This window comes from Pseudomonas synxantha BG33R (assembly GCF_000263715.2).
Taxonomy (GTDB): domain Bacteria; phylum Pseudomonadota; class Gammaproteobacteria; order Pseudomonadales; family Pseudomonadaceae; genus Aquipseudomonas; species Aquipseudomonas synxantha_A.
This window is the reverse complement of record NZ_CM001514.1, coordinates 2,499,213-2,522,149: the sequence shown is the minus strand read 5'-3', so window position 1 is coordinate 2,522,149 and position 22,937 is coordinate 2,499,213. Positions and strand designations below refer to the sequence as shown.

The 22,937-nt window shown below is 59.5% G+C and carries 23 protein-coding genes and 2 pseudogenes; 10 read left to right on the top strand and 15 right to left on the bottom strand.

The window, feature by feature from the left end:
* Nucleotides 1–293: 293 nt before the first annotated feature.
* The gene (locus PSEBG33_RS15875; protein ID WP_005787372.1) at nucleotides 294–746 is read left to right on the top strand and encodes a GNAT family N-acetyltransferase; all 453 of its coding nucleotides are present in this window, start codon (nucleotides 294–296) and stop codon (nucleotides 744–746) included.
* Nucleotides 747–752: 6 nt separating this feature from the next.
* Here the strand turns inward: PSEBG33_RS15875 and PSEBG33_RS15880 are convergent, their stop codons facing one another.
* Nucleotides 753–1,247, bottom strand: a complete 495-nt coding sequence (locus PSEBG33_RS15880) for a DUF2938 domain-containing protein (protein ID WP_005787371.1) — start codon at nucleotides 1,245–1,247, stop codon at nucleotides 753–755.
* An 81-nt stretch (nucleotides 1,248–1,328) separates the two neighbouring features.
* Between PSEBG33_RS15880 and PSEBG33_RS15885 the strand changes: the two genes are divergently transcribed.
* The 3 genes from PSEBG33_RS15885 to PSEBG33_RS29535 all read left to right on the top strand — a co-directional run bounded on the left by PSEBG33_RS15885 (nucleotide 1,329) and on the right by PSEBG33_RS29535 (nucleotide 2,550).
* Entirely contained in the window at nucleotides 1,329–1,778 is a 450-nt protein-coding gene (locus tag PSEBG33_RS15885; protein WP_005787370.1) for a helix-turn-helix domain-containing protein, read from the top strand.
* The gene (locus PSEBG33_RS15890; RefSeq protein ID WP_005787368.1) at nucleotides 1,775–2,224 is read left to right on the top strand and encodes an N-acetyltransferase; all 450 of its coding nucleotides are present in this window, start codon (nucleotides 1,775–1,777) and stop codon (nucleotides 2,222–2,224) included. The genes PSEBG33_RS15885 and PSEBG33_RS15890 overlap by 4 nt, the downstream gene beginning before the upstream one ends.
* A 176-nt stretch (nucleotides 2,225–2,400) precedes the next feature.
* Complete coding sequence (locus PSEBG33_RS29535; RefSeq protein WP_198287281.1) at nucleotides 2,401–2,550, top strand: hypothetical protein; 150 nt, start codon at nucleotides 2,401–2,403, stop codon at nucleotides 2,548–2,550.
* Between the two features lie 15 nt (nucleotides 2,551–2,565).
* Here the strand turns inward: PSEBG33_RS29535 and PSEBG33_RS15895 are convergent, their stop codons facing one another.
* The 7 genes and pseudogenes from PSEBG33_RS15895 to PSEBG33_RS15920 all read right to left on the bottom strand — a co-directional run bounded on the left by PSEBG33_RS15895 (nucleotide 2,566) and on the right by PSEBG33_RS15920 (nucleotide 9,595).
* Nucleotides 2,566–4,074 (bottom strand): sensor domain-containing diguanylate cyclase, encoded by a 1,509-nt coding sequence (locus PSEBG33_RS15895; protein WP_005787367.1) that lies wholly within the window; start codon nucleotides 4,072–4,074, stop codon nucleotides 2,566–2,568.
* A gap of 348 nt (nucleotides 4,075–4,422) precedes the next feature.
* A pseudogene (locus PSEBG33_RS29530) lies at nucleotides 4,423–4,631 on the bottom strand (SDR family NAD(P)-dependent oxidoreductase); the annotation flags it as partial.
* A gap of 29 nt (nucleotides 4,632–4,660) precedes the next feature.
* Nucleotides 4,661–5,488 carry a DMT family transporter gene (locus tag PSEBG33_RS15900; protein ID WP_005787361.1) on the bottom strand — a complete coding sequence of 276 codons (828 nt, stop codon included), beginning with the start codon at nucleotides 5,486–5,488 and terminating at the stop codon, nucleotides 4,661–4,663.
* A gap of 75 nt (nucleotides 5,489–5,563) precedes the next feature.
* Nucleotides 5,564–6,469, bottom strand: coding sequence for a transcriptional regulator GcvA (gene gcvA / locus PSEBG33_RS15905; RefSeq protein ID WP_005787360.1), 906 nt, complete (start codon nucleotides 6,467–6,469; stop codon nucleotides 5,564–5,566).
* A gap of 61 nt (nucleotides 6,470–6,530) precedes the next feature.
* Nucleotides 6,531–8,486 carry an FUSC family protein gene (locus tag PSEBG33_RS15910; protein WP_005787359.1) on the bottom strand — a complete coding sequence of 652 codons (1,956 nt, stop codon included), beginning with the start codon at nucleotides 8,484–8,486 and terminating at the stop codon, nucleotides 6,531–6,533.
* On the bottom strand, nucleotides 8,486–9,394 hold the full coding sequence (locus PSEBG33_RS15915) for an HlyD family secretion protein (protein WP_005787357.1): 909 nt from the start codon (nucleotides 9,392–9,394) through the stop codon (nucleotides 8,486–8,488). Before PSEBG33_RS15915 ends, PSEBG33_RS15910 begins: the two co-directional genes overlap by 1 nt.
* A 12-nt stretch (nucleotides 9,395–9,406) precedes the next feature.
* Entirely contained in the window at nucleotides 9,407–9,595 is a 189-nt protein-coding gene (locus tag PSEBG33_RS15920) for a DUF1656 domain-containing protein (RefSeq protein WP_005787355.1), read from the bottom strand.
* 147 nt (nucleotides 9,596–9,742) lie between these two features.
* On the opposite strand from PSEBG33_RS15920, the gene PSEBG33_RS15925 reads away from it, so the two are divergent.
* Nucleotides 9,743–10,531 (top strand): AraC family transcriptional regulator, encoded by a 789-nt coding sequence (locus tag PSEBG33_RS15925; protein ID WP_005787352.1) that lies wholly within the window; start codon nucleotides 9,743–9,745, stop codon nucleotides 10,529–10,531.
* Here the strand turns inward: PSEBG33_RS15925 and PSEBG33_RS15930 are convergent.
* A complete protein-coding gene (locus tag PSEBG33_RS15930) occupies nucleotides 10,528–10,890 on the bottom strand; it encodes a response regulator (RefSeq protein ID WP_005787350.1) in 363 nt (120 codons plus the stop codon). The two genes, PSEBG33_RS15925 and PSEBG33_RS15930, sit on opposite strands and share 4 nt — an antisense overlap.
* A 328-nt stretch (nucleotides 10,891–11,218) precedes the next feature.
* On the opposite strand from PSEBG33_RS15930, the gene PSEBG33_RS15935 reads away from it, so the two are divergent.
* Nucleotides 11,219–12,253, top strand: a complete 1,035-nt coding sequence (locus tag PSEBG33_RS15935; RefSeq protein ID WP_005787347.1) for an alpha/beta hydrolase — start codon at nucleotides 11,219–11,221, stop codon at nucleotides 12,251–12,253.
* 68 nt (nucleotides 12,254–12,321) lie between these two features.
* Here PSEBG33_RS15935 and PSEBG33_RS15940 read toward each other — a convergent pair whose 3' ends face one another.
* Both PSEBG33_RS15940 and PSEBG33_RS15945 read right to left on the bottom strand, forming a co-directional pair.
* On the bottom strand, nucleotides 12,322–13,422 hold the full coding sequence (locus PSEBG33_RS15940; protein ID WP_005787344.1) for a polyamine ABC transporter substrate-binding protein: 1,101 nt from the start codon (nucleotides 13,420–13,422) through the stop codon (nucleotides 12,322–12,324).
* 63 nt (nucleotides 13,423–13,485) lie between these two features.
* Nucleotides 13,486–14,301, bottom strand: a complete 816-nt coding sequence (locus tag PSEBG33_RS15945) for a carbon-nitrogen hydrolase family protein (RefSeq protein ID WP_005787342.1) — start codon at nucleotides 14,299–14,301, stop codon at nucleotides 13,486–13,488.
* Nucleotides 14,302–14,404: 103 nt separating this feature from the next.
* Between PSEBG33_RS15945 and PSEBG33_RS15950 the strand changes: the two genes are divergently transcribed.
* Nucleotides 14,405–15,205, top strand: a complete 801-nt coding sequence (locus PSEBG33_RS15950) for a helix-turn-helix transcriptional regulator (protein WP_005787340.1) — start codon at nucleotides 14,405–14,407, stop codon at nucleotides 15,203–15,205.
* On the opposite strand, the gene PSEBG33_RS15955 is transcribed toward PSEBG33_RS15950, so the two are convergent.
* From PSEBG33_RS15955 to PSEBG33_RS28005, 3 genes are all read right to left on the bottom strand, one after another.
* The gene (locus PSEBG33_RS15955) at nucleotides 15,196–16,305 is read right to left on the bottom strand and encodes a P1 family peptidase (RefSeq protein WP_005787337.1); all 1,110 of its coding nucleotides are present in this window, start codon (nucleotides 16,303–16,305) and stop codon (nucleotides 15,196–15,198) included. The genes PSEBG33_RS15950 and PSEBG33_RS15955 overlap by 10 nt on opposite strands.
* A gap of 321 nt (nucleotides 16,306–16,626) precedes the next feature.
* Nucleotides 16,627–17,622 (bottom strand): fimbrial protein, encoded by a 996-nt coding sequence (locus PSEBG33_RS15960; protein ID WP_005787334.1) that lies wholly within the window; start codon nucleotides 17,620–17,622, stop codon nucleotides 16,627–16,629.
* A 49-nt stretch (nucleotides 17,623–17,671) separates the two neighbouring features.
* Entirely contained in the window at nucleotides 17,672–18,178 is a 507-nt protein-coding gene (locus PSEBG33_RS28005; RefSeq protein WP_232289433.1) for a response regulator transcription factor, read from the bottom strand.
* A gap of 384 nt (nucleotides 18,179–18,562) precedes the next feature.
* Between PSEBG33_RS28005 and PSEBG33_RS15965 the strand changes: the two genes are divergently transcribed.
* A complete protein-coding gene (locus PSEBG33_RS15965; RefSeq protein ID WP_005787330.1) occupies nucleotides 18,563–18,916 on the top strand; it encodes a hypothetical protein in 354 nt (117 codons plus the stop codon).
* 163 nt (nucleotides 18,917–19,079) lie between these two features.
* Here the strand turns inward: PSEBG33_RS15965 and PSEBG33_RS29740 are convergent.
* Nucleotides 19,080–19,495, bottom strand: a pseudogene (locus PSEBG33_RS29740) (P1 family peptidase); the annotation flags it as partial.
* A 115-nt stretch (nucleotides 19,496–19,610) separates the two neighbouring features.
* Here PSEBG33_RS29740 and PSEBG33_RS15970 point away from each other — a divergent pair.
* A complete protein-coding gene (locus PSEBG33_RS15970) occupies nucleotides 19,611–21,320 on the top strand; it encodes a ShlB/FhaC/HecB family hemolysin secretion/activation protein (protein WP_005787325.1) in 1,710 nt (569 codons plus the stop codon).
* Nucleotides 21,321–21,432: 112 nt separating this feature from the next.
* Nucleotides 21,433–22,725 carry a filamentous hemagglutinin N-terminal domain-containing protein gene (locus tag PSEBG33_RS15975; RefSeq protein WP_005787323.1) on the top strand — a complete coding sequence of 431 codons (1,293 nt, stop codon included), beginning with the start codon at nucleotides 21,433–21,435 and terminating at the stop codon, nucleotides 22,723–22,725.
* Nucleotides 22,726–22,937 lie beyond the last annotated feature (212 nt).

Here is a 22,937-nt window from a genome sequence, read left to right as displayed (position 1 = left end):
TGTGTATGGATACTGTTGCGAGGGCGTGCCGAGCGCGATAGTTCAGAGCAATTTTCATAAAATCGGATAACCGTTGCCGACAGATTTCCCTTTTTGTTGTAGAAGCGAGCTTGCTCGCGAAAATCGTCAACGCTGACGCGTACTTTCTGAATGAACACGGCGCCTGAGAGTTTTTCACGAGCAAGCACGCGCCTACCGTTGCGTAATAAAAATGTGCTATCCCTATGCGCTAGGGACTCATACATGAACGTGAAGCCGGCACTCGCCACGTGGAAGAAAAAACCAGAACGCCCATGACTGAACACCGCCCCCCCACCGCCACAGAGTGGCTGATCCGCCAGGCCCAACCCGACGACGTACACGCCCTGGTTGAACTGGACGCCTACGCGGCTGCCCATGCCCACCGCCGCGTATTTATCCACGACGCCGTGGTTAACCAGCAATGCCTGGTGGCAGTCAGCGACCACGCGTGCGCCGGGTACCTGGTGCTCACCCACGACTTCTTCGATCACGGCTTTATTGCCCTTGTGGTGGTATCACCGACCTGCCAGCGCCAGGGTGTGGCCCTGCGCCTGCTGGCGGCGGCCGAGGCGGCCTGCAAGACGCCGAAGTTGTTCGCCTCCACCAATGCCTCCAACCGCGCTTCCCAGGCATTGATGACAAAGGCTGGATTCATACCCAGCGGGCAGATCGAGAACCTCGACGAAGACGACCCCGAGTGCGTGTACGTCAAATTCCTGCGCTGATCTGCATCAGGCCCAGGCCCAGGCGATCACCCACGCCGCCAGGTAAAGGCCCACACCAAACACGCCATGGTTGATCAGGCTGCGCAGTCGGTTCTTGCCTGGCGTCGGCGTCCTGGACGACGCAAACCCGGCCCCCATGGCCGGCTGTATCACAAACAGCGGAACGGCCACTGTCACCACACCCCACGCCAGTGCAGGTACAAAGGTCGGCGCCAGCAACCAGGCATCGCCTTCAATCCACACCAGCACCCACGCGAACACCACTCCGGTGACGTAGTGCGCGATCCAACCCAGGGCTGCTTCACCTCGAACGGGATGCGCTTGCCCAATGCTTGAATGCGCAAATCGCCCCCGGCACGCATGGCCGACCCAACGGCCTACGAACGCAAAATTCAGGGTCGGAACGCCAAGCACCTTCATCAGCAGCATCCACACATCCATCACCACGGTGGCCCCTGCCCCCAACAACACCACCTGTGCAACCCCTTCCAGCGCTGTCATACCTACCTCTTAGTCATGGACCCATTCAACCTGCGCAGGCATCATAGAAGTTGAAGTCAACTTCAAGTCAATGGTCTGTCTATGGATATCACCGAGGTCGTCAAACGCACGGGCATCGCTGCCCATACGCTGCGTTTTTATGAAAAGAAGGGGTTGATTACATCGACCAGCCCGCCCGGTGCTCGCCGTCATTTCGCAGCAGCGGTCGTTGAGCAGTTGGCGGTCATCGCCCTCGGGCAGGCGGGTGGCCTGTCGCTGGACGAGATACACGCCATGCTGTCACCCAATGGCCAAGCCAATGTGGATAGAGCGGTGCTGCTGACCAAGGCCGACGAGATTGATGCCACGGTCAAACACCTGCAGGCGATGAGCCGGGGCTTGCGCCATGCGGCCGCCTGCCCTGCCCCCAACCACGCACAATGCCCGACTTTTCGCCGCCTACTCACCATCGCAGCAGCGGGAGCCTTCAAGCGCGGCGGCGCCGGCCTCGCCAGGGTTCGGCCTGCTCACTCAAACACTGAGGCACTATGATTCGCCACTTTCAACCTGCCGACCTGGAACCCGTCCTGGATATTTGGCTGCACGCGTCCGTCCTGGCCCACCACTTTATCGACCCCGCCTTCTGGCATGACCAACTGGGCGCCATGCGCGAGGTCTACCTGCCCAGCGCCGTGACCCGTGTGTTTGAAGCCGACGGGAAAGTGCTGGGCTTCAGTTGCGTATATCAAGACACCCTGGCGGCGCTGTTTGTCGCGCCTGAGCATCAGGGCAGTGGTATCGGTACACAACTGCTCAAGGACGCGCAGGCAGCCAGAACCTCACTTCAACTGAGCGTGTATTCGCAGAATGTTCCCAGCCTCCACTTCTACAAGAAGCACGGTTTTATCGCACTCAGAGAGCAACGGGACGAACACACCGATCACCTTGAAACAGTGATGGGCTGGGCGCCTGATGGCTTATTTGACCCACTGCCCTGATTACTCCAACCCGGCGCATCGGCCAGGAGTTGAAATGCCCTTGCGGCGGCCACCGGCATGCGTGTTCGGCGCTTGCCTATTGGCGATCAGTTAACGCGTTGACGCCTTGTTCAGGAACCTTTTCTTGAATACACAATCTGTGCATCACCTTTCGACCTGACTTGAGCACCACTCGCATGATTCTGAGAAAAGCCGCCCTATACCTTGTACTGCTAAGCGCCGGCTTCATCGCTGGCTATGCGGCCAAGCCCACTGCGCAGTTGGAAGTGACGGCGGGCCAACTCATGGAGTGTGGTGAAGTGATGATTCCGACGCTGGGGATGTGAGGTTAGAGCAGACAATCAAGGCCCCGTGGCGTGCAAGGACAATCCATTGCGTCCCGCAGCCTTCGCTGAGTAAAGCGCCTGATCAGCCGCCTCGATCAATCCGAGCGCCGGCTCCAGACGCGAACCCGTGCCCGTGGCAATGCCGATACTCACACTGACGTAACCGAACGGGCTGCCTGGGTGCGTGATGTTTTCGTGCTGCAGCGAGTCAAGGATCCGTTGCGCGACCACCGCCGCGCCTTGGCTGTCGGTGCCGGGCATGATGATCGCCATTTCCTCACCGCCATACCGCGCCACCAGGTCTGACGGCCGTCGCGCGCATCGTTCCAATAGCCTGCTGACCTTCTGCAAGCAAGTGTCGCCAACCACGTGACCGAAGGCATCGTTGTAGCGTTTGAAATGGTCGATATCGATCATCAGCAACGCCAGCGAGGTACCTTCACGCTGCGTCCGGCGTGCTTCCAGGGCCAGTGTTTCATCGAAACAACGGCGGTTCGCCAAACCGGTCAACGCGTCCTTCATCGCCAGGAACGCCAATTGACGATTGGAATCGAGCAACTGTTGCTGGGCGACGCGCAGCGCCTCTTCCGCCGCGGTTCGCCGGCGAATATCCAGGATCAGGAACCAGCCGATCAGCCCGGTCAGCCCCAGCAAGCCCGCCACCACGACGGCTGACAGTACCGCCTCGATGCGCCACGCCGCGAGGGCTTCATGCTTGCCCAGCGCGACGGTGGTAATCAACGGCAGCGTTTCGCTTTTGCGAAAGGCATACAACCGCTCCACACCATCCAGGCTGGAGGTATGCGCGGTGGTGCCAAAAGGCTGATCGAAATACTTGGCGTAGATAGGCGACTTGGAAAAATTGCGCCCCATGTCCTGTTCACGGAAGGGATAGCGCACCAGCAACGTGCCGTCGGTATAGGACAAGCCGATGGCACCCTCCTGGCCAACGTCAAGCTTGCCGAACACGCGCAGAAAGTTTTCCACCCCCAGCGTCACCGCGACCACCCCGGCAAAATTGCCCGATGCATCATTGAATCGACGGCTGACGGTAACCACCCATTCCTGATTGGCACGGCTCTGAATCGGTGGGCCAATGAACGGCTCGGGGCTCGGATCGTCACGATGATGAATGAAATAGGCGCGATCGCTGCTATTGGCCCCCTCTGGAATCCGCCGGTTGGAGGACATCAACCAGCCGCCCTGACGGTCATACACCGTGATGCCACTGAGCTGCGGCATCAGCGGCTGCTGGCGGTTGATCAGCGCATGGATACGCTCGATTTGCACCGGGCCACTGCCTTCGGTTTCGAGGCGCTCGACCAGGCCCAGCAACAACAGCGCGCTTTGCCGGACGATACCTTCGGTATAGGTATTGAGTGCCTGGGTCAGGTTCAAACCATGCACATCCACTTCCGCCAGCGCGCGCTCACGCGAAGACAGAACCTTCCAGATCGTCAACGAGGTCAGGGAGCAACCAATCACCAACAGCAAAAGCATCACAAGGCGGGTATCGCGCTTCACGTCAGCACCTTAAGGAAGTCCGGTTTCCAGTCCAGCCATCATTCGAACGTCGGCACTTACAGAGGCCACCGGTTTCTGGGCGCAAGCATACAAGCACTCTGCCTGCACTGCAGCAATAGCACCCACAGAAATTTCCTACACCAACTGCCTCACCTCCGCTTGAACCAGACCATACGGCTCACGCCCCACCCTGCTGAAAACTCAACAGCGCCTGCTCAAGATCATCTATCGCGCGTTCAACCTCTGCCACACTCGCCTCAAGTGAAACAACCGAGGCTTCAGGGCCAGTGTAAGCAACCTCCAGGGCCCGGCACCGTTCTACCAGTTGCTCACCTTTAACCACACGGGCAGCGGGCCGATGGCGTTGACCGCGAAGATGCGCTGCATGCGCTCCAGGCTCAGATCCTCCGGACGCGACTGAGTCGCCAGCACGCCGGCATTATTGACCAGTACGTCGAGGCGCCCGAACCTGCGGTCGATGGCCGGGCGGTCGCGGCACCCACTCCGCGACTGCCTCCGGTGATCAGGATCAGCGGTGCCTGCGAGACGTCAATCATTGAAAATACCTCCTTGGGAGATGGCTGTATCAGCCGATGATGAGGGTGCCGCTGGCGATCACCACGCACGCCAGGACCCTGCGCGCGGTAAGGGTTTCGCCAAGAAAAAAGTAGCCAATCAACATCGCGAACAACACGCTGGTTTCGCGCAATGCCGATACCGCGCCCAACGGCGCTTCGTTCATCGCGTAGATCACAATTGCATAGGCCAGCAAAGACACCAGCCCGCCGACCACTGCGGCCAATGTACCGGGCCGAGCGCTCCATAAGCTGCGGGCATCGCGCAGGCCGATGTACACCGCAGGCATCATCACGCCCCACAGTGCACACATCCATACGGTATAGGCCAGCGGCGCACCGGAGAGCCTGGCGCCAATGCCGTCGACAACGCTATAGGCCGCGATGAAACAGCCCGTTCCCAGCGCATAAGGCAGGCTGGGAACCGATAACCGACGCCCGCTGAAAGCCAAGGAAATAATCGCGCCTGACACCAGTGCAATCCCCAGCAACTCGTCGGGGGCGATGCGTTCTCCGGCAAATACCGCAGCCCCCAGGGTAATCAGCGCCGGCGACGAGCCCCGGGAAATCGGATAGATCTGCCCCAGGTCGCCCACCCGGTAGCTGCGCACCAGGAACAGGTTGTAACCAACATGCAGCAACGCCGAAAGCACTCCATAGCCCCAGCTCTCAATCGCCGGCGTCACCATGAACGTAGCGGCGATGAGACTGGTGAAGGCAATGGCCATGCACATGACAGTCATCGACCATAGCCGGTCGGCACCACCACGCAATAGCGCGTTCCAGCTGGCATGAAGCAGTGCGGCGAACAGCACCAGGAAGATGATATGAGTAGGCATGCGCCATCTTAGGCAAGCCAAGCCCCCGGCTTACAGCGAAGTCTGCTCATCACAGCATGAACAGATACTCATACCTCATTGATCCGCCCGTTGTACTTTCAGCGCCTCGCTCATCAGCCATTGACGAAAGCTGAGGATATGCGGCTGGGTTTCGATGCCCTTGGGGCACACAAAATAGTAGGCAAGCGGTGACGGGAACGGCACATCGAACAGGCGCACCAGGCGTCCGTCACTTATTTCCTGCTCCACATGCCCGCTGCGCACCAACGCGATGCCATGGCCGAGCAAGGCCGCCTCGACGGTCATGTTGGTATCGCCAAACCTGACGCTTTCCCTGAGCGGCGTAAAGGCCAGCCCCACGGCTTGAAACCAGACCTCCCATTTCGGTGCCAGCTCGGCGCCATCGCGGGCCAGCAGCGGGAAGTCCAATAAATGGGCGGGGCTGCCCGGGGTGCCAAGGCGCCGCAACAGTTCGGGGCTGGCCACGGGAAACACCTGCTCGCCGAACAAAAACTCCGAATACAGGCCCGGGTAATTCCCCTTGCCCAGCCGGACCGCGACATCCGCTTGGGCGTCGGAAAAGTGGATGACGTCGTCCGTGGTGTCCAGCGCAACCAGCAGCTCGGGGTGCTGGCGAGCGAGGTTCGGCAAGCGTGGCAGCAGCCATTTCAAGGCAAAGGAATAAGTGGTGCTGACCTTGAGCCGTACCCTGCCCTTTTGCTCGCGCAGGTCGGCCAGGGTCGCCTCCAGGCTCATGAAGAATTCGCGCACGATGGGCGCCAGCGTAGCCCCCGCCGGGGTCAGGCGTAACGACTGGCCACGCTCGAACAACGCCAGGCCCCACAGCGCTTCCAGGTGTTTGAGCTGGTGGCTGACCGCGCTCTGGGTCACGTGCAACTCCTGCGCGGCCGCGGTAAAGGTCGGGTGGCGAGTGGCGGCTTCGAAAGCGCGCAAGGTCGCGGTGGGCGGCAGATCTCTCATAGATAGGGTGTCCGGCAAGTTAGCAGTAAGCGCTGAGCATGAGCATTGACTCATGTTAGCCCTAAAGCACCAGGTTCGCGTATTGCTCCAGCAGCTGCGCCAAGTGCTGATATCCGCTCGCCAGATGAGGCGCACCAAGCCTGCTCAACGACCGGGATGTGCGCCGCGCCTGTGCGGCGCCGATCGCGGGATGATGGGCATATCGTGCAACCCGCCGCGCACCGCTTTGCACGCATCGGGCCACGGGAGATGCCGGCTCAATACCGCTGGCTTTGCGCTGTAGCCGATTCAATTGCTTGCTCAGTTGCAGCGACAAGTAGCCCGCCGGGTCAGCGTGCGGGTGATCAGCGCCAAGCAAACTCTTCAACGTAACTAACCGGTGTTGTTGCTCCGCTTGCCATTGAGCATGATCGATTGTACGTGCCTGGCGTAACAGCAGGCGTGTGTGCCGGTGCAGCGCACGTGTCAATGCGCGTATCTGCCTGGCTGGATCTTTGGGCAGGATCTGAAACGCCAGGAGGCACACAATCATCGCCACGATCCAGGCCAGCGCCTGGTTGGCGAAACCGACGAAATCGTAGGTGGCGGTCATGCCGGTGCTGACCAAGGTGTTGAAGCCGATCAGGTAGGCAACCCCTTGCAGGGCATGGCGCGGCTGGCTCGTGGCATGGATGCCGAACGACCAGAAGCCTGCCATGACCAGCAACAACAGAGGGAAGCCGTTGATCTGTGGCATCAACAGGAATTTGCACAGCGCCGCCGCCACAATCGCGTAGAGCGTGCCGCGGATAAAACCGCTGATACCTTGGGCTGGCGCGGCAGCTGTCGCCACCAAGGTGCAGTACGGCCCCAGCACCGCCAGTAATGTGGGCCCTTGATCCCAGCCGCTGAAATACCAGATCGCACCCGCACTCAGTATGGCGAGCAGTGCCCGGATGCCGTTTCGCGCCGCATCCGCGTAATGGCGGTGATACCCCACGGCGCGTACCGGTGCGCGGCGAGCCTGGTCGAGGCTGGCGAAGTTCAACAGGGCCTCGCCCAAGTCCGCCAGTTGGTCGTCCAAGCGTTCGCTGCGCAACCGCAGGTGTGGGCTTGAGTGGGCGCAATCCTCCACCCAGCGACGCAGTTGCTCCAGTGTCGCGGCCGCGGCGCGAAAGTCGCAGCGAGCCTGCGCCAGGCATTCACTCAGTTGCTGCAAGCCTGTGCTTATGCGGGCGCGCAACGCGGGGTCGATTGCGGGGTCGGGGTCGTCCGGGTGCACGTCGAGCACAGCCGACTGCAGATGCGCCAGGCCGGCCTGAATCGCCAGCTGCCGCGAGCGGATCAGCGACGATTCGCCACGGCCGAGCCCAAGCTGGTCGTCCACCTTGCTGATATCGATCGCGAGCTGGTGCCGTTGTGTCGCCAGCTGCGCAGGCTCTTCGCCCACAAGGCTTGCCGCGAGCAACCGGGCACTGCGCGCGCAGGCGTCGACGAGCGAGCTTCGAACTTTATGCGCCATGGTCTTGGCGCTGAACAGCGTCGCTACCAGGCTCAAGCTGAGCACGCCGAGCGCTACCGCCGTGCCACGGGTGATGATGTGGTCGAAGCCCTGCTCCGGGGCGACGATGGCAGGGCCCAGCGCCAAACACACCGTATAGCCCGCCACCACTGCTGCGGTGGCCTGGTAATGACGCAAAACCGTCATTGCACCGACGCACAGGCCCAGCCATATACCGACGCCCAGTATGAACAACAGCATCTGTTGCGCGAACAGCCCCATCAGCACAAAGGCTGCGACCATGCCGACCAGGGTGCCCAGCATCCGGTACACACCCTTGCCTCGCACTGCCCCTTGGATGGGCTGCACCAGCAACAACACCGTGGACGCACCCGAGAATGGCGAATCCAGATGCAGTTGGAAGCCAAGCCAGAGTGCCAGGCTTGCCGCCAGGATACTGCGCAGCACGTAGGCCAACGTCGCAGACGTCCAGGGCCGAGGTATCGCCGCGAACAAGCGTGTCGCCAGGCCAGTCATCACATGAACGCCTGCAACCATTGGGTGAGTCGCCAGCGCGCTGCGGCGCCCGGCTGCGTCACTTCGACACTGGCGGTCATGCCCGCCGCCAACTCTACCCCGTCCGGCACCTTGTCCAACTCGATGCGCACGGGCACTCGCTGGGCCAGACGAATCCAACTGAAGGTCGGGCTCACCTGGGGCAAGCCGCTGTCGTTGCGCAACTCATTGGTGTCGGCAATGCCTCTGCCCAGGCTTGTTACGTGGCCTTGCAGCAGCGGGTCAAAGCCCATCAGCTTGATCGACACCGGTGCGCCGATGAGTACACCCGGCAGCTTGGTCTCTTCAAAATAGCCCGTGATCCAGAAACTATGAGCGTCGACCACGAACAGGTTGGTAGCACCCGCCTGCGCATAGTCACCAGGCTGCAACCGCAGTTGCGTGACGTAGCCGTCCACTGGCGAACGCACAGTCGTTCGGTCAAGGTCGAGCTGGGCCTGGGCCAACTGGCTGCGTGCCGCGTCCAAACGTGCTTGGGCCACGGCCAAGTCACGCGCTGCGTTGTCGATCTCTTCCCGGGCGATGGCGCCGCCCAGTTGCGCGCGCCGCTTGAACTGCGCACTGCGCTGCTCGAACACACTCCGCGCTTCTGCGAATTGCGCTGCGCGCTGCTGCTGGGTCAATCGATAAGCACGCGTATCGATGCGATAGAGCAAAGCACCCTTTGCTACCCATTGGTTGTCGCTGACCCATAACTGATCGATTTGGCCGGACACCTCGGGCGCAATGCGGATCACCTGCGCACTCACCCGCCCATCCCGCGTCCAGGGCGCCAGCACGTAAGCCCGCCAGAGTTGCAGGCAAAACACCAGGGCCAGCACGCCAAGCCCCACGGTGGCGGCAGTTTTAAGCAGTTTGACGATAGACATGCGCGGCCTCGCTCAGCAATGGACGACCATCGTCGACACGACGATGAGCGAGACGAAAAAACGCGCCAGCGCCGGGTGCCACGCTCGGTCCAGCCAGCGACCGGCCAGGCGTTCGAGCAGCCGGTAGGCCAGGAGGGACGCACCGAGGTAGATCAACAAGGGTGGAAAGTAGAGGTTGGCAATCGAGATTTCGCTAAGCATGGCAAGCACCGGGATTCGGAAGGTTCTAGCAGTCGCCCGCCCAAGGAAGGCAAGGCTTGTAGGTGATGCTAGGGAATTACTGCCACTGCCGATATTGAGTACACTGCCAAAATATAATCAAATCCGGACAACCTTGGATGACCTTGCATGGCCGAAATCCACGTCGATCAGTTTGAGTACGACACCCTGTCCCAGCCCGCCGTAGCGCTGATGCTGGAACCCCAGCGCAACGACAGCGAGTCTGCCGTACACAAGCACCGCAAGGGGCAACTGGTGGTGGCGTGTTGCGGTGGCATTGTGTGTACGGTGGAAGATGGCGTGTGGATGGTGCCGTCAGGGTTCGGCGTGTGGATTCCGGGGGGCGTCGCCCATAGCAACCGCGTGACAGCCAACGGGCAGGTGTGTTTTCTGTTCGTGGAGCCCGGCGCTGCATCGCTGCCGGATCGCTGCTGTACCTTGGCGCTGTCGCCATTGATCCTTGAGCTGATACTGCACCTGAGCGGCCAGGCTCAGGATTACCCGGCCGATTCACGCACTGCTCGATTGGCCCACGTACTGCTCGAAGCGCTTGAACTGGCCCCCACCGAACAACTCTACCTGCCTCTACCCGCCTCAAACCCGTTGCGTACCATCGCCCGAGCCCTGGCGCGAGATCCCGCCAACCGCGCCACCATGGCGAACTGGGCAAGCCACGTGGCCATGAGTGAACGCTCGCTGGCCCGCCTGGTAAAAGCCGAAACCGGCCTGACCTTCGGACAATGGCGCAAGCAATGGCAGATCATCGTCGCCCTGCAAAGCCTGGCCGAAGGGCAATCAGTGCAGAGAACCGCTGAAGCGCTCGGCTACGAGTCAGTCAGCTCGTTCATCACGATGTTTCGTAAAACCCTGGGCACCTCACCGGCCCGTTACCTGCGCAATACCGTGGGTCTTACCTAAGACTCCAGCGTCAGCGCAATTTTCAACCGCAGATCCTGTTCCGCAAATGGCTTATGCAACACCGGACAGCCCCTGAACTCTTCCGGCAGGCCACTGCCGCCGTAGCCCGTACTGAACAAAAACGGAATGTGGCGTGCGCGCAGAATCCGCGCCACTGGGAAGACATATTCTCCAGCCAGGTTCACGTCGAGGATCGCCAAGTCGACATCCACCACCCCTGCCACGTGTATCGCCTTTGCGAGTTGGGCCACGGAGGCGACTACGGTGCACTCCAGGTCTTCGAGCATTTCCTCGATCAACATGGCGATGGTGCCCTCGTCTTCAACCAGGAGCACTCTGGTGCCTGGGAACGTGGTCATATCTGGTTCTCAGCGAGCATAAACGAGAAGCGGCAGTGAACGCCCTCCGTATTCACTGGGTTCGCGTGTGGTTGTGGGGGGCTGGTCAACATTCAACATACTTGATCCTCAATGCACCTGTGTTGAAAAACGCGACTGCTATTGCCGCCTTTCGCTCTTCCCTGAGTGTATGTACTGAAAAAGCATTCCACCTTGGATAAATTTCATTCACACGCAAGACCTTGCCTCGAACGCTGGAAGCGCTGAATGGGAACGAAACATGAAGCCTACCGCTCAGTATAGTGTTGCCGCTTCGAGTTTATCCGCCGACGTAGCATGAGGAGAGACTGTGTCCACTTCCAAGCTGACCTCGCGTGTTCTCAATACGCCGCGCCATACGACGCACTATGTAGAGATGGGGCCGGCAGATGGGCCATTGATGCTGTTCCTGCACGGTTGGCCGGAGCTCAGTCTGATCTGGCGCGCACAGATACAAGCATTCGCAGCACAAGGCTGGCACTGCGTTGCACCCGACATGCGCGGTTATGGTCGTTCTTCTGCACCCGCGCCCACGCAGGCGTACACCCTTGAAAACATCGTGGCCGACATGGCAGAACTTCACGACCATCTCGGCGGCAGGCCCGCCATTTGGGTAGGCCACGATTGGGGCAGCGTCGTGGCGGGTGAACTGGTCGCTCATGAGCCTCAGCGCAGTCGCGGTGTTGTATTGATTTCGGTCCCGTACTTCCCCGCCACTAACGCGCTGCCAACGCTCGTCCCACTGGTTGACCGCTCAATCTACCCGGCGGACACGTATCCGGACGGTCAATGGGATTATTACCGCTACTACAACACACACTTTGCGTGCGCTGTCGCTGACCTTGATGCGGATAAAGCCGCATCGCTGGCGTCGATTTATCGCCGAGGCGATCCGGCGAATATCGGCAAGATTGCAGCGAATGCCGAAGTGACCCGCAAAGGCGGGCGGTTCGGCCAAGCGCACCGGGCCCCCCTCACCCAGCCAGACCTTGCACTCTGGCCGCCGGCAGACTTCGCGCAATTGGTGCGCAGTTTCCAGGCGCAGGGTTTCCGCGCTCCCTGCGCCTGGTATTTAAACGACGATGCCAACATTGAATATGCGCACCGGGCGTTAAATGGCGGCCTCTTGTCATTGCCCGTACTGTTTGTGAACGGCGACTACGATCAGATGAACACCATCAAAGGTAATCAGCTGGGCGATCCAATGCGGGCGGCCTGCGTAGATCTCACCGTGGCAAGCCTACCCGGCGGTCATTGGTTGCCGGTGGAATGCAAGGTAGAACTCGTTGAAGCCATAAGCACCTGGCTACGCAAGCTCAATTTGGCCGCCCAGGGTGCTCCGTAATCGCCGCATAGATTTCAGATCTGTGAGCGGTAAACAACGCCGGTACATTCAAAAAAACCGCCATACGATCAGGTCCCACTCTTGACCTTGCTCCAGACCCGCGTGCGCACGCGCTCCAACTTCAACGGCAGCGGCTCCAGCGCAAACAGCGTATCCAGCACTGCCTTGGAAGGATAAACCCCCGAATTATCGCGCACCTTCTCATCAACCAGCGCTTTGGCGTCCTTGTTGGCATTGGCATAGCTGAGGTAGTTGGACGACGCGGCAATCACCGGCGGGCGCAGCATGTAATCGATGAACGCCAAGCCCTGCTGGGGATTCGGTGCATCGTTGAGCAGTACCAGGTTTTCCACCCAGATCGGCGCGCCTTCCTTGGGAATGCTGTACTGGATCCGGCGACCATTACCGGCTGCGTCGGCCGCTTTGCGTGCGTCCATCACGCCACCCGCCCAGCCGACGACGGCGCAGATATCACCGTTGGCCAGATCGGTGATAAAGCGCGAGGAGTCGAAGTAGCGGATGTGTGGGCGCAGTTTCAACAGCAGGGCCTGGGCCTTCACATAGTCGTCCGGGTTCTGGCTGTTATAGGGCAGCCCCAGATAGTGCAAGGCGATCGGGATGATTTCAGCGGGCGCATCCAGCATCGCCACGCCGCACTCGCCCAGCCTGGCGAGGTTTTCTTCCTTGAAAATCAGGTCCCAGGAATCTACCGGTGCGTTGTCACCCAGGAGCGCGTGGACTTTGGCCACGTCGTAGCCGATGCCGGTGGTGCCCCACAGATAAGGCACTGCGAAGCGATTACCGGGGTCATTGCTGCTGACCTTTGCCAGGATATCCGGATCCAGATGTGACAGGTTGGTCAGTTGCGAGCGATCCAGTTCCTTGAGTACACCGGCCTTGATCAGGTTCGGCAACAGGTCGCCGGTAGCGACTACCACGTCATAGCCGCTACGCCCGGCCATAAGTTTGCTTTGCATGACCTCGCTGTTGTCGAACACATCGTAGGCCGACTGAATGCCGGTCTGCGCCTGAAAATCCTTCAGCGTGGTGGGCGCGATGAAGTCATACCAGTTATAGATATTGACCTTCGGCTCCGCCGCTTGGGCGCAAGCCATTGCGCCGCTGACAATGGCAGCCAGCCCCCATTGCATGCATCGAATAGCGATCATCACGAACTCCTGGGCCGGCACCTGCGCGCCAGCTGATTATTGTTATGGAGGGTACAAACGCAGTCAGCGAATCAGCAGTTCACGGCGGCCATTGGGATGCTCGACAGTCTCGCCTTGCAGCAGCAGCCGACGATCATTGAGGTAGTGATAATCCCTGCGGGCCGCCTTGATTTGAGCAAGGTCCAGACTGATCGCATGACGGGTTTCTTCGCGCCCGGCTTCGTACAGCAGGCGACCAAACGGGTCGACCACGGCGCTTCCGCCAGCAAACACCAAGCCGTCATCGCCCTGCCCTGCGCGATTGACCATCACGCTGAACAGCTGATTTTCCTGGGCCCTGGCCATGATCGCGGTGCGATGAACCTGGCCGTAGGGGTCCATGTTGCCGTTGGTAACGATGATTAACTCGGCCCCCAACTGCGCCAGTGCCCGCGCCGTTTCCGGCAGCTCGATGTCGTAGCAGATCAGCAGGCCGACACGCACGCCGTTCAATAGCGTGGTGACAAAGCGATCACCCGGTGTAATGTCAGCGCGCTCGGAGGGCCACAAATGGGTTTTGCGATAGCGCAGGGCGATACCCTCGGGTGTGATCAATACCGAGGTGTTGTAATAGACGCCCCCATCCCGTTCGACCAAGCCAATCACAACCGACACATTGCGTTGGCGCACCGCCTGTTGCACGGCTTGCAGCGTCGTGCCGTCCAGGGGCTCGGCGACCTTGGCCAACTGTTCGCCACCGACGAAGCCCATCAAATGGGTTTCCGGAAATACCAGCAGGTCGGTATCCGCGTTGCAGTTGGCGATGGCCTCCAAGGTGCGTCCCAGGTTATAAGCGGTATCACCGTCGCGGCCGGCTAACTGCAAGAGTTCGATGTTCATGGCAGGTCCTTGGGCAAAGTGGAAACCCGAATTTACCCGGGCCTTCAAATGAGTATGGGGTGCAGCGCAATGGGAAAAAATCACTTCAATGGGGTACCCCGCAATGGGTAGTGGAACCAATCTGACCTTGCAGGATGTGGCCTGGCATGACGCGGTGGGGCGGTTGATCGAAAACCTCGACGAACCACACTTCTGGGCCTCCATGACGCGTTTGCTCGGGCGTTATGTGCCGGTGGACAGCTGGGTGGTGCTGATCTTCAACCCTGGCAGGCCACTGGTACTGGCTGAATCGCCTACGGAGGAAGGCGGCACTGACTCGCTGTTCCAGGACTACCTCAAGGGGCTTTACCTGCTCGACCCCTTTTACCTGGCCAATCGTGAATCACCGCGAAGTGGGCTGTTTCAACTGGACGACGTTGCCCCTGAGTGTTTTGAGCAGACCGATTATTACCAGCGCTACTTTCGCCTGAACGTGGTTGCCGATGAGATACATCTGAATGTGCAACTCGATCCTCAGCGCACCCTGAGCCTGTCGTTGGGCAGCCGTTGCCGCTTCAGCCAGGAGCAACTGGCACTGCTGCGATTGATCCAGCCCTGGGTGGCCGGCCTGATGCGTCAGCGCTGCGTGTTTGAACAGGCATCGAGCAGCGTACCGGCAGCGGAGCCGTCAACGGACTGGCAAGAGCGCCTGTTGTCCCCAACGCTGCAGATCAGCTCGGCGTTGTCGAGCCGTGAAGCCGAGGTAGCGCAGTTGATGCTCAGTGGCTGCTCGAACAAAGAGATCGCCCGCAAGCTGGCGATCTCTGCCGAAACGGTCAAGGTGCACCGCAAGCACATGTACAACAAGCTGGGGATCAAATCCCAGTCCGAGCTGTTCCTGCTGTTCCTCCAGGCTCAGGAGTGAACCGGGGCCGTCCAGCCCACTTTTGCCATTGCTGCCAGCAATTGTTCAGGCTTGAGCGCCAGTGCTTGTCGGCCACGGCCCTGCAGGTCGTTGGCGGCCAACAGAGCGTTGAGGATTGCCTCTTCGACGGCGTCTGCTGCGGCAACGAATAACGCAGAGATGTAGTCGTTGTTGACCATCTGTAAGGCCGTGGTCGGCGGGCCGGGTTGCCCGAGATTGGCAACCGGCAGGCCGGTATTGCCCACCGAAAACGCGATGAAGATGTCGCCGCTGTCGTCCTCGGTGCCGCCACCGACCCGCGCCAAACCGATACTCGCGCGCTGTGCCAGGCGCGTGCATTGATGGGGCAGCAAGGGCGCGTCGGTGGCGATGGTGATCACGATGGAACCCATGCCAGGCACGCCGACGTTCACCGGCCCGTCATAAGGCGAAGGCGTGTCCTGCAATACGCTGCCCACCGGGTAACCCGCCACGCGCAAGGCGCTGCGTACGCCGTAGTTGGCCTGCACCAGTGCGCCCACGGTCCAGCCGCCCTCTTCGGTGCTCAGCACGCGAGACGACGTACCAATCCCGCCCTTGAATTCATGGCAGATCATGCCGTTGCCACCGCCCACGCAGCCCTCCTGCACCGGCCCGCTGCGTGCATCCGCCAATGCGGCGTGCACATGCTCGGCGGTGACGTGCTGGTCCCAGATATCGCTCAAAATGCCATCGTAGGTTTCCAGCACCACCGGCATGCACCAGTAGGTGTGCTGCTTGCCCATTTCACGCTCGGCGGCCACCAGTGCGTCACGTACCACGCCGACACTGTGGGTATTGGTGTAGGCGATTGGGGTGGTCAGCAAACCTGCTTCGCGAATCCACTCCAGACCGGTGGCGTCACCGTTGCCGTTGAGTACGTGAACGCCGGCGAAACACGGGGCCAGATGGGCCGCGACCGGCCGCGGCTCGATGATGGTCACGCCGGTATGCGTTGAACCCTCCAAGCTTTCGGCATTGAGGGTGTGATGGCCGACGCGAACGCCGGGCACGTCGGTGATGGCGTTGAACGCCCCGGGTGTGCCCGTGCCAATGGTGATGCCCAGGTCTCGTAAGCGCATGTTTTTTCTCTCGATAAGCCCGTGAAGAATTGGCTCAAGTCTAGGTAGTCGGCCGGCCGTTGACGATAACCCACAGTTGTTACCCCCGATGAGTTAGGTCGGCCCCGCTTTGGACGATGGCAAATGAAGCCCGGGGTTTCGGGCATGGTGCCAATCGCACCGGTCCGTATCATTTGCCAAGGAGTGCGGCTGACGACTTATCTGACGCACCACCACTTACAACTCAACAGCCCCATATACATGACTGAAACTTGCAGAAATACCACGCACGAGAAATCAAAAGATTCGAGCACAACGCTAAGATTGCACATCTACTCGACATCAATTATAAGATAGAAGAATCACTACTTCGCCTACAAACTTTCCAGGGTTAATGGCTACCATGGAGCGGCGTACATAGCTGACGTCCAGGGTCTTTGAAAAATAGCCACCCTGGGATTGAACCAGCCCCAGGGAATAGAAAGTACCCATATTCATAACCGTCGAACCCTCGGCAATCTGTAGAGCAACTGAACCGATATTGTCACCACCCGATGCAGGGCGGAGCGCGACATACTTGTCGGTTGCCGACCAGTCATTCATATCAACGAGAGAATATTTTACATTGTAAGCAGAGGAAGCACCCTCGCACACGGCAGCAACCACCACCGGCGTTGTGCCGGCAATCGCGCCAACCACAGGAATATCAGCGAGTTTTATTTTAGGAAGTGCAATCGTCGTGGCGGACAAAAACAACTTGCACGTTGGACTTTTTGCAGTGACAACTGTTCCACTTAACGATGTAAGTGCCGACCCTGTGTACACTGCATCCTTAGTAATGCCGGTACTCAGCAGCGTCTCGGCAGAGACATTATACGAACCCGAGTCCAGCCTTGTTGTCGCTACCAGGCGGACCCTGACTTTAATTCCATATGTGCTGAATACAGGGGCATTGCCCTTATACTGAGTCAACTCTATGCCCTGATAAGGCAGCCACTTCCCATTGGTATCCGCCACCGCCATAATCAATGATATACCCGGGACTGAAGTATTGAGTAGCGCATAGAGTGTATTTTCAAAGGAAAACGTACCATTCACCGTCAGAGCACTGCTAGTCGTGACGGAGTACGGCCCGGAGCTCGTCAAAGTGCAAGTCATAAGCGTTGGACTACTTGCTTCGTGCCAGCTCGACGAGATCATCCCCGGCTGGCCGGAGTCATGAGCGAAGCTGACGGGCAATGTTAAACTCAAGCTACTGTAAGTGCAGCTCGTATCTGCCTTGACTTGCCAGCCGAACATAATTAAAGCCAGGCCGATACACAGTTGTATAATTGTCACGAGGAAGCTCCTTATTAAGTTTTACAGCCCTCAGGCGAACACTAAAAATTCACACAAGACCATTTCGTTTGGCCAGCTCAACCAGATGAATGAGATTGGCCACATTCAACTTGCGCCGCAAGCGGACTTTATAAATACTGACGGTCTTGTGGCTAAGCATCAATTGCCCGGCGACATCCTGATTACCCAAACCACAGACCAATAGTTTAAGGGCCGTGATCTCGCGGTCTGACAACAGGCTCAGCTGCATACTTTCATGGCTGGCAGCCTCTGAGTTATCGCGCAGTATATGAATCGTATTGGCCGGAAAATAGTTATAACCCGATAGTACCGCTTTTACGGCTCCAATCAGTTCATCGAGATTATCGTCCTTGCATACAAACCCGTCGGCATCTGCTTGCAACGCCAGAATTGCAAAATTACGTGACTCACCAGAGGTCAGAATCAGCACCTTGCTGGAAACAACAATCAATTTCAGATTAGAGATGACCGACAAACCGCCCATTTCGGGAATACTTAAATCCAGTACGACAAGTTCAGGCAGTAATTTACGAATGACCTCCAGCGCGTTAACACCGCTATCGGCTTCAGCCAGGATGCTGTGCCCTTCCCCTCGAGCATTACCCTTACTGCCATGCGCATCAATGGATGATCGTCGACAACGACTATGTTACCCATTACTTTACCTTTCAAAGAGATGCCGATAACAAAACAAACTTGATACCCTGCCACCAAACATGCTGCACGGTGGAATATTGCATTCTCTTGCACTGTGTAAAAAGACAATAAAAAACCATCGGTCAAAGAGTTCGAAAAGTCTACCCGAATCAGCGACTGCTACCACCGCAGGAATCTTAGTAGCGCACCAGATATAACCATAATCGGCGTAGGATTAATCCTACTCATAATAATTCCAGATACTACCCGCAGACCTCCAGACATGAGCAGCTCATGCTGTAAACAGGCTGAAAGCCCAGCACCGTTGACGCTACATGCCCCACTGCGCCTTAACCCGGCCGTGCAGCATGCCGTGATCAACACCCTCTACACTGCTCAGTCCTGCCCCGTCGCCGAAGGCATGTTTGTGCCATTGCACGTACTCAAAAGCCAGGGCATAAAGGCCGCCACCGCTATCCGCGCCCTGCGTGAGGTGTCGATGCTGATTCGCTCGACGCAGCACCAAACGCCCACTCATACGCGCGAAGTCGATGGCCATACCACCACTGGTGTGATTCTCGACCCACGGCCTATCGCGGGATTGACGCCGATGACCCCAGCGCAAGCGGGCTCATGACATGTTGCGTCCCTATGAAATGCCCTGGCGTCGCGCCTATGAACTGTACGCGGCCATGGCCTGGGGCGGCGCACTGCTGTGACTGCTGGGAGCCCATCTGGCGGGCGTTTTAACCGCCCCCCTGGCCTGGCCGCTCAGCGCGGTCGGTCTGCTCATGGCCGTGTGCCAGGCGCGTGCATTGATGGGGCAGCAAGGGCGCATCGGTGGCGATGGTGATCACGATAGAACCCATGCCAGGCACGCCGACATTAACCGGCCCGTCATAAGGCGAAGGCGTGTCTTGCAATACGCTGCCCACCGGGTAACGCGCAAGGCGCTGCGCACGCCGTACCTGCACCAATGCGCCCACCGTCCAGCCGCCCTCTTCGGCGTTCAGCACGCGAGACGATGTAACAATCCCACTAGTGCATCACGCACCACACCAACGCTATGGGTGTTGGTGTAGGCGATTGGGGTGGTCAGCAAACCTGCTTCGCGAATCCACTTCAGACCGGTGGCGTCACCGTTGCCGTTGAGTACGTGAACGCCAGCGAAACACGGCGCCAAATGGGCCGCGACCGGGCGCGGCTCGATGATGGACGTACGATTTATCGCAGCACCCATACGACAGCGACCTCCCCATCGTCAGTAACGTCCTTGGGTCGCCGAGCTTCATCTTATTTTTTCTTGCGCTCGGCCTTCTTAGCATAGGCGGATGAAATCAACGCCCGGCACGCTCGGCTTCCACGCCTGTATAACGACCACCCTGTATGTAACGACACTATGGCTGTTTACGGCGATTCAGGTCGCGCGAGCGGCCAGCCCGATCGATACCGTCACCAGCACTCAACGCCTGCAAGACCTCCAACTGAAAAGCTTGCAATCCCAGGCACTTGGAACCCCGGATGCACTGACCGCAACGCCCCTGCCCTTCGCCAATGCGCTGAAGCTGCCGGAAGAATCACCCTGTTTCGTTATCCGCACGGTGGAGTGGAAAGGTGCAGATGATTTCGACTGGCTGGAGCGCGCGCCGGCGATCCTGGGGCAATGTGTGGGCGGTGAAGGGTTGACGATTTATCGTCGCTGGGTAGCGGCGCAACTGATGGCGAGCGGATACATCACCACCCAGGTGCTGATACCGGCTCAAGACCTGAGTAGCGGGCACTTGATCGTCCAACTTATCCCTGGGCGCATGGGCAAGATTGATCAGCAACCGGCATCGCTTGGCTGGCCAGGCATGGCCTTTCCCGCAGCAAAAGGCGAACTGTTGAACGTGCGTGACCTGGATCAGGCACTGGAAAATGTGCGCCGCCTGCCAGGCCAGGCGACAACGGCGTTGAATCTGATTCCGGGTGCTGACCTGGGTGAAAGCGATGTGATCATCCAGCAAGCGCCGCAGGCGCGCCGGGTGTTTGGCTTGCTGACTGCCGATAACAGTGGTATCGACGCCACGGGCCGTCACCAGCTCGGTGGGATTGTCGCCGTCGATTCTCCGACCGGGCTTTACGACCAACTGCTGCTGACCTACAGCACCGACACCGACTTCAATAACCACACCCGTGGGTCTTCGGCTAAAAGCCTGGCCTGGAACGTACCCGCAGGCTATGCCCTGCTGTCGTTCGGTGCCAGCGAGTGGACCAGCAAGCAAGCCTTATTCAAAGACCCCGGCGGACGAAGCATTACATTCAGCTCCCGCACCCGACGTATAGATGCCGGGCTGGACTACGTGGTGAGTCGCTCCAATCGCAGCAAAAGTGTGCTCAACGCTCGCCTGGTCAATCGTGAGGATCGCGCCTGGGTAGCCTCCACCGAACTGCAGCAATTGCACCGGCAGATCACCAGCTATGAACTTGGCCTGACCCACCGAGCCAACCTGCGCTTTGGCAAGTTGACGGCACAGGCTGGAGTGCGCGGCTCACTGCCCGGACTCAGCAAGACGCCCGGCGCGCTCTATGAGCAACAGGACTGGAACGGTCGCTATCACCTGTTCACTGCCAAGGCGGCGTTTGAGATTCCGTTTGACCTGGGCGCAATGCGTTTGGGCTATCGCAACGCGCTGGTCTACCAATATGCGCCGGTGCCGGTGCCGTCGACCGAATACATGCAGATCGGCGGGCGCTACAGCGTGCGCGGCTTTGACGGTAACACCACCCTCGCCGGCCCCACTGGCTGGACCCTGCGCAATGAGCTGTCCATCCCCACCTTCAGTGGCAGCCAGGCGTATGCGGCATTCGATGCCGGGGCGGTGTCGCCGGTGGGCGGCCAGCGGCGAGGTCGGCAGCCATTGATCGGCGCAGCTGTGGGCTTGCGTGGCAATGTCAGTCGCTTTGGTTACGACCTGGCCCTGGGCATGCCGATCAAAAGCACCGACGAGATGAACACCGCCACGCCCACCGTCGATTTCTCTCTGAGCAGCCGTTTCTAGGCGAACGCTTTTTCCCAGGGATGGGAATCCGAGTGCCACCCAGTGCGCTCACCCGGCGCCCGCAGTCACAGCTGCGGGACGCCTCTTTAACCTTCAACTCTCGAGGTCTTGTATGAACCCAATGATCCAACCCACTCGGCGCCCATCCAAGCGCACGCTGCTGGCCCTCGCATTAATGGGCAGCCTGCCGCTGTTGCAACACAATGCCCAAGCGCAACCCGCACTGACGCTGGACCCAAGCGCAGCCCAAAACGCCGCGTTGTCGCAGATCAACGACACGCCCGTGGTCAACATCGTCGCTGCGAACGCCGCAGGTGTGTCCCACAACCGCTTCACCGAGTTCAATGTCGGCGCTGCCGGGCTGATCCTCAACAACAGCACCGCAGGCGCCCAAACCACCCTGGGCGGCGCCATTGCCGCTAATAGCCTGCTCAACGGGACCTCCGCCAGCGTCATTCTCAATGAAGTCACCGGTAAAACCGCCTCAAGTCTCAATGGCATGATTGAAGTTGCGGGGCCGAGCGCTCGTGTAATCATCGCCAACCCCAATGGCATCACCGCCAGCGGCGCTGGCTTTATCAACGCCAATCGCGTGTCGTTGGTAGCGGGCACGGCGGTATTGGACGCCAACGGCCAAGTAGCTCGATTGCAAACCGACCACGGCCAGATCCGCGTGGAAGGTGCCGGCCTTGATGCGTCCGGTGCCAATGAGGTCGACCTGGTCGCACGCACCCTGCAGATCAATGCGCAGCTGCAAGCCAAAAAGCTCAACGCCGTGGCCTTGAAAGGCGAAGTCGACGCGATGGACCCAACCACTGTTCTCAAGCACCTTGGCGCCGATGGCAAAGCCGATATCGCCATCGACGTGGCCCAATTGGGCAGCATGCACGCCGACTCGATCCGTCTGCTCGGCAAGTCGGCCGGCGTAGGCGTGAACGTTCAAGGCAACGTCAAGGCCCTGACCGGCGACTTGAAGGTCACCGCCGATGGCAAGGTACAGATCGCTTCAACGGGCGTGTTGGACGCCAAGCAGGCGCTGTCGATCGCTGGCGATCTGAACAATCAGGGCGTGCTGCGTAATGGTGGCCCGTTGAGTTTGGTCGGCAACATCAATATCCAGGGACCGATTCACTTCGGCGGCACGGCTGGGTCGGTTAACAATCTCAAGCCTGGCACTATTGTGACGGGCGGAGCCGCCGCCACAGGCGCTCAAAATGGTACGGGTGTGGTGATCAATCGACCGATCGCTTCGCGCCCGTCCTATGTCGTCGCGCCGCCTGTATGGAGCAAGCCGGTGGTGAGCTACCCAGCGTTCAACTGGAGCGCCTATCCGTCGTTCGCCTTTAACACTGCGACAAGCCTGAAACAACCGACCCGCATCCTCCCGCAACCACGCTACTGGTAAACCGCTCCAGCCGGGCGCGGTGGTCCACACCCGCCCGGTCACATCTCAAGCGTTGCTGCCTGGACGATGACGAATGAAGCCTGGGGTTTCGGGCATGGTGCCAATCGCACCGGTCCGTATCATTTGCCAATGGGCAAAGCCCTCTAAACCGCATTCACATCCCGCTTGCAAACATTCACTCGGCAAAAGCCCTGAGCGCTGGGCTGGGAGAC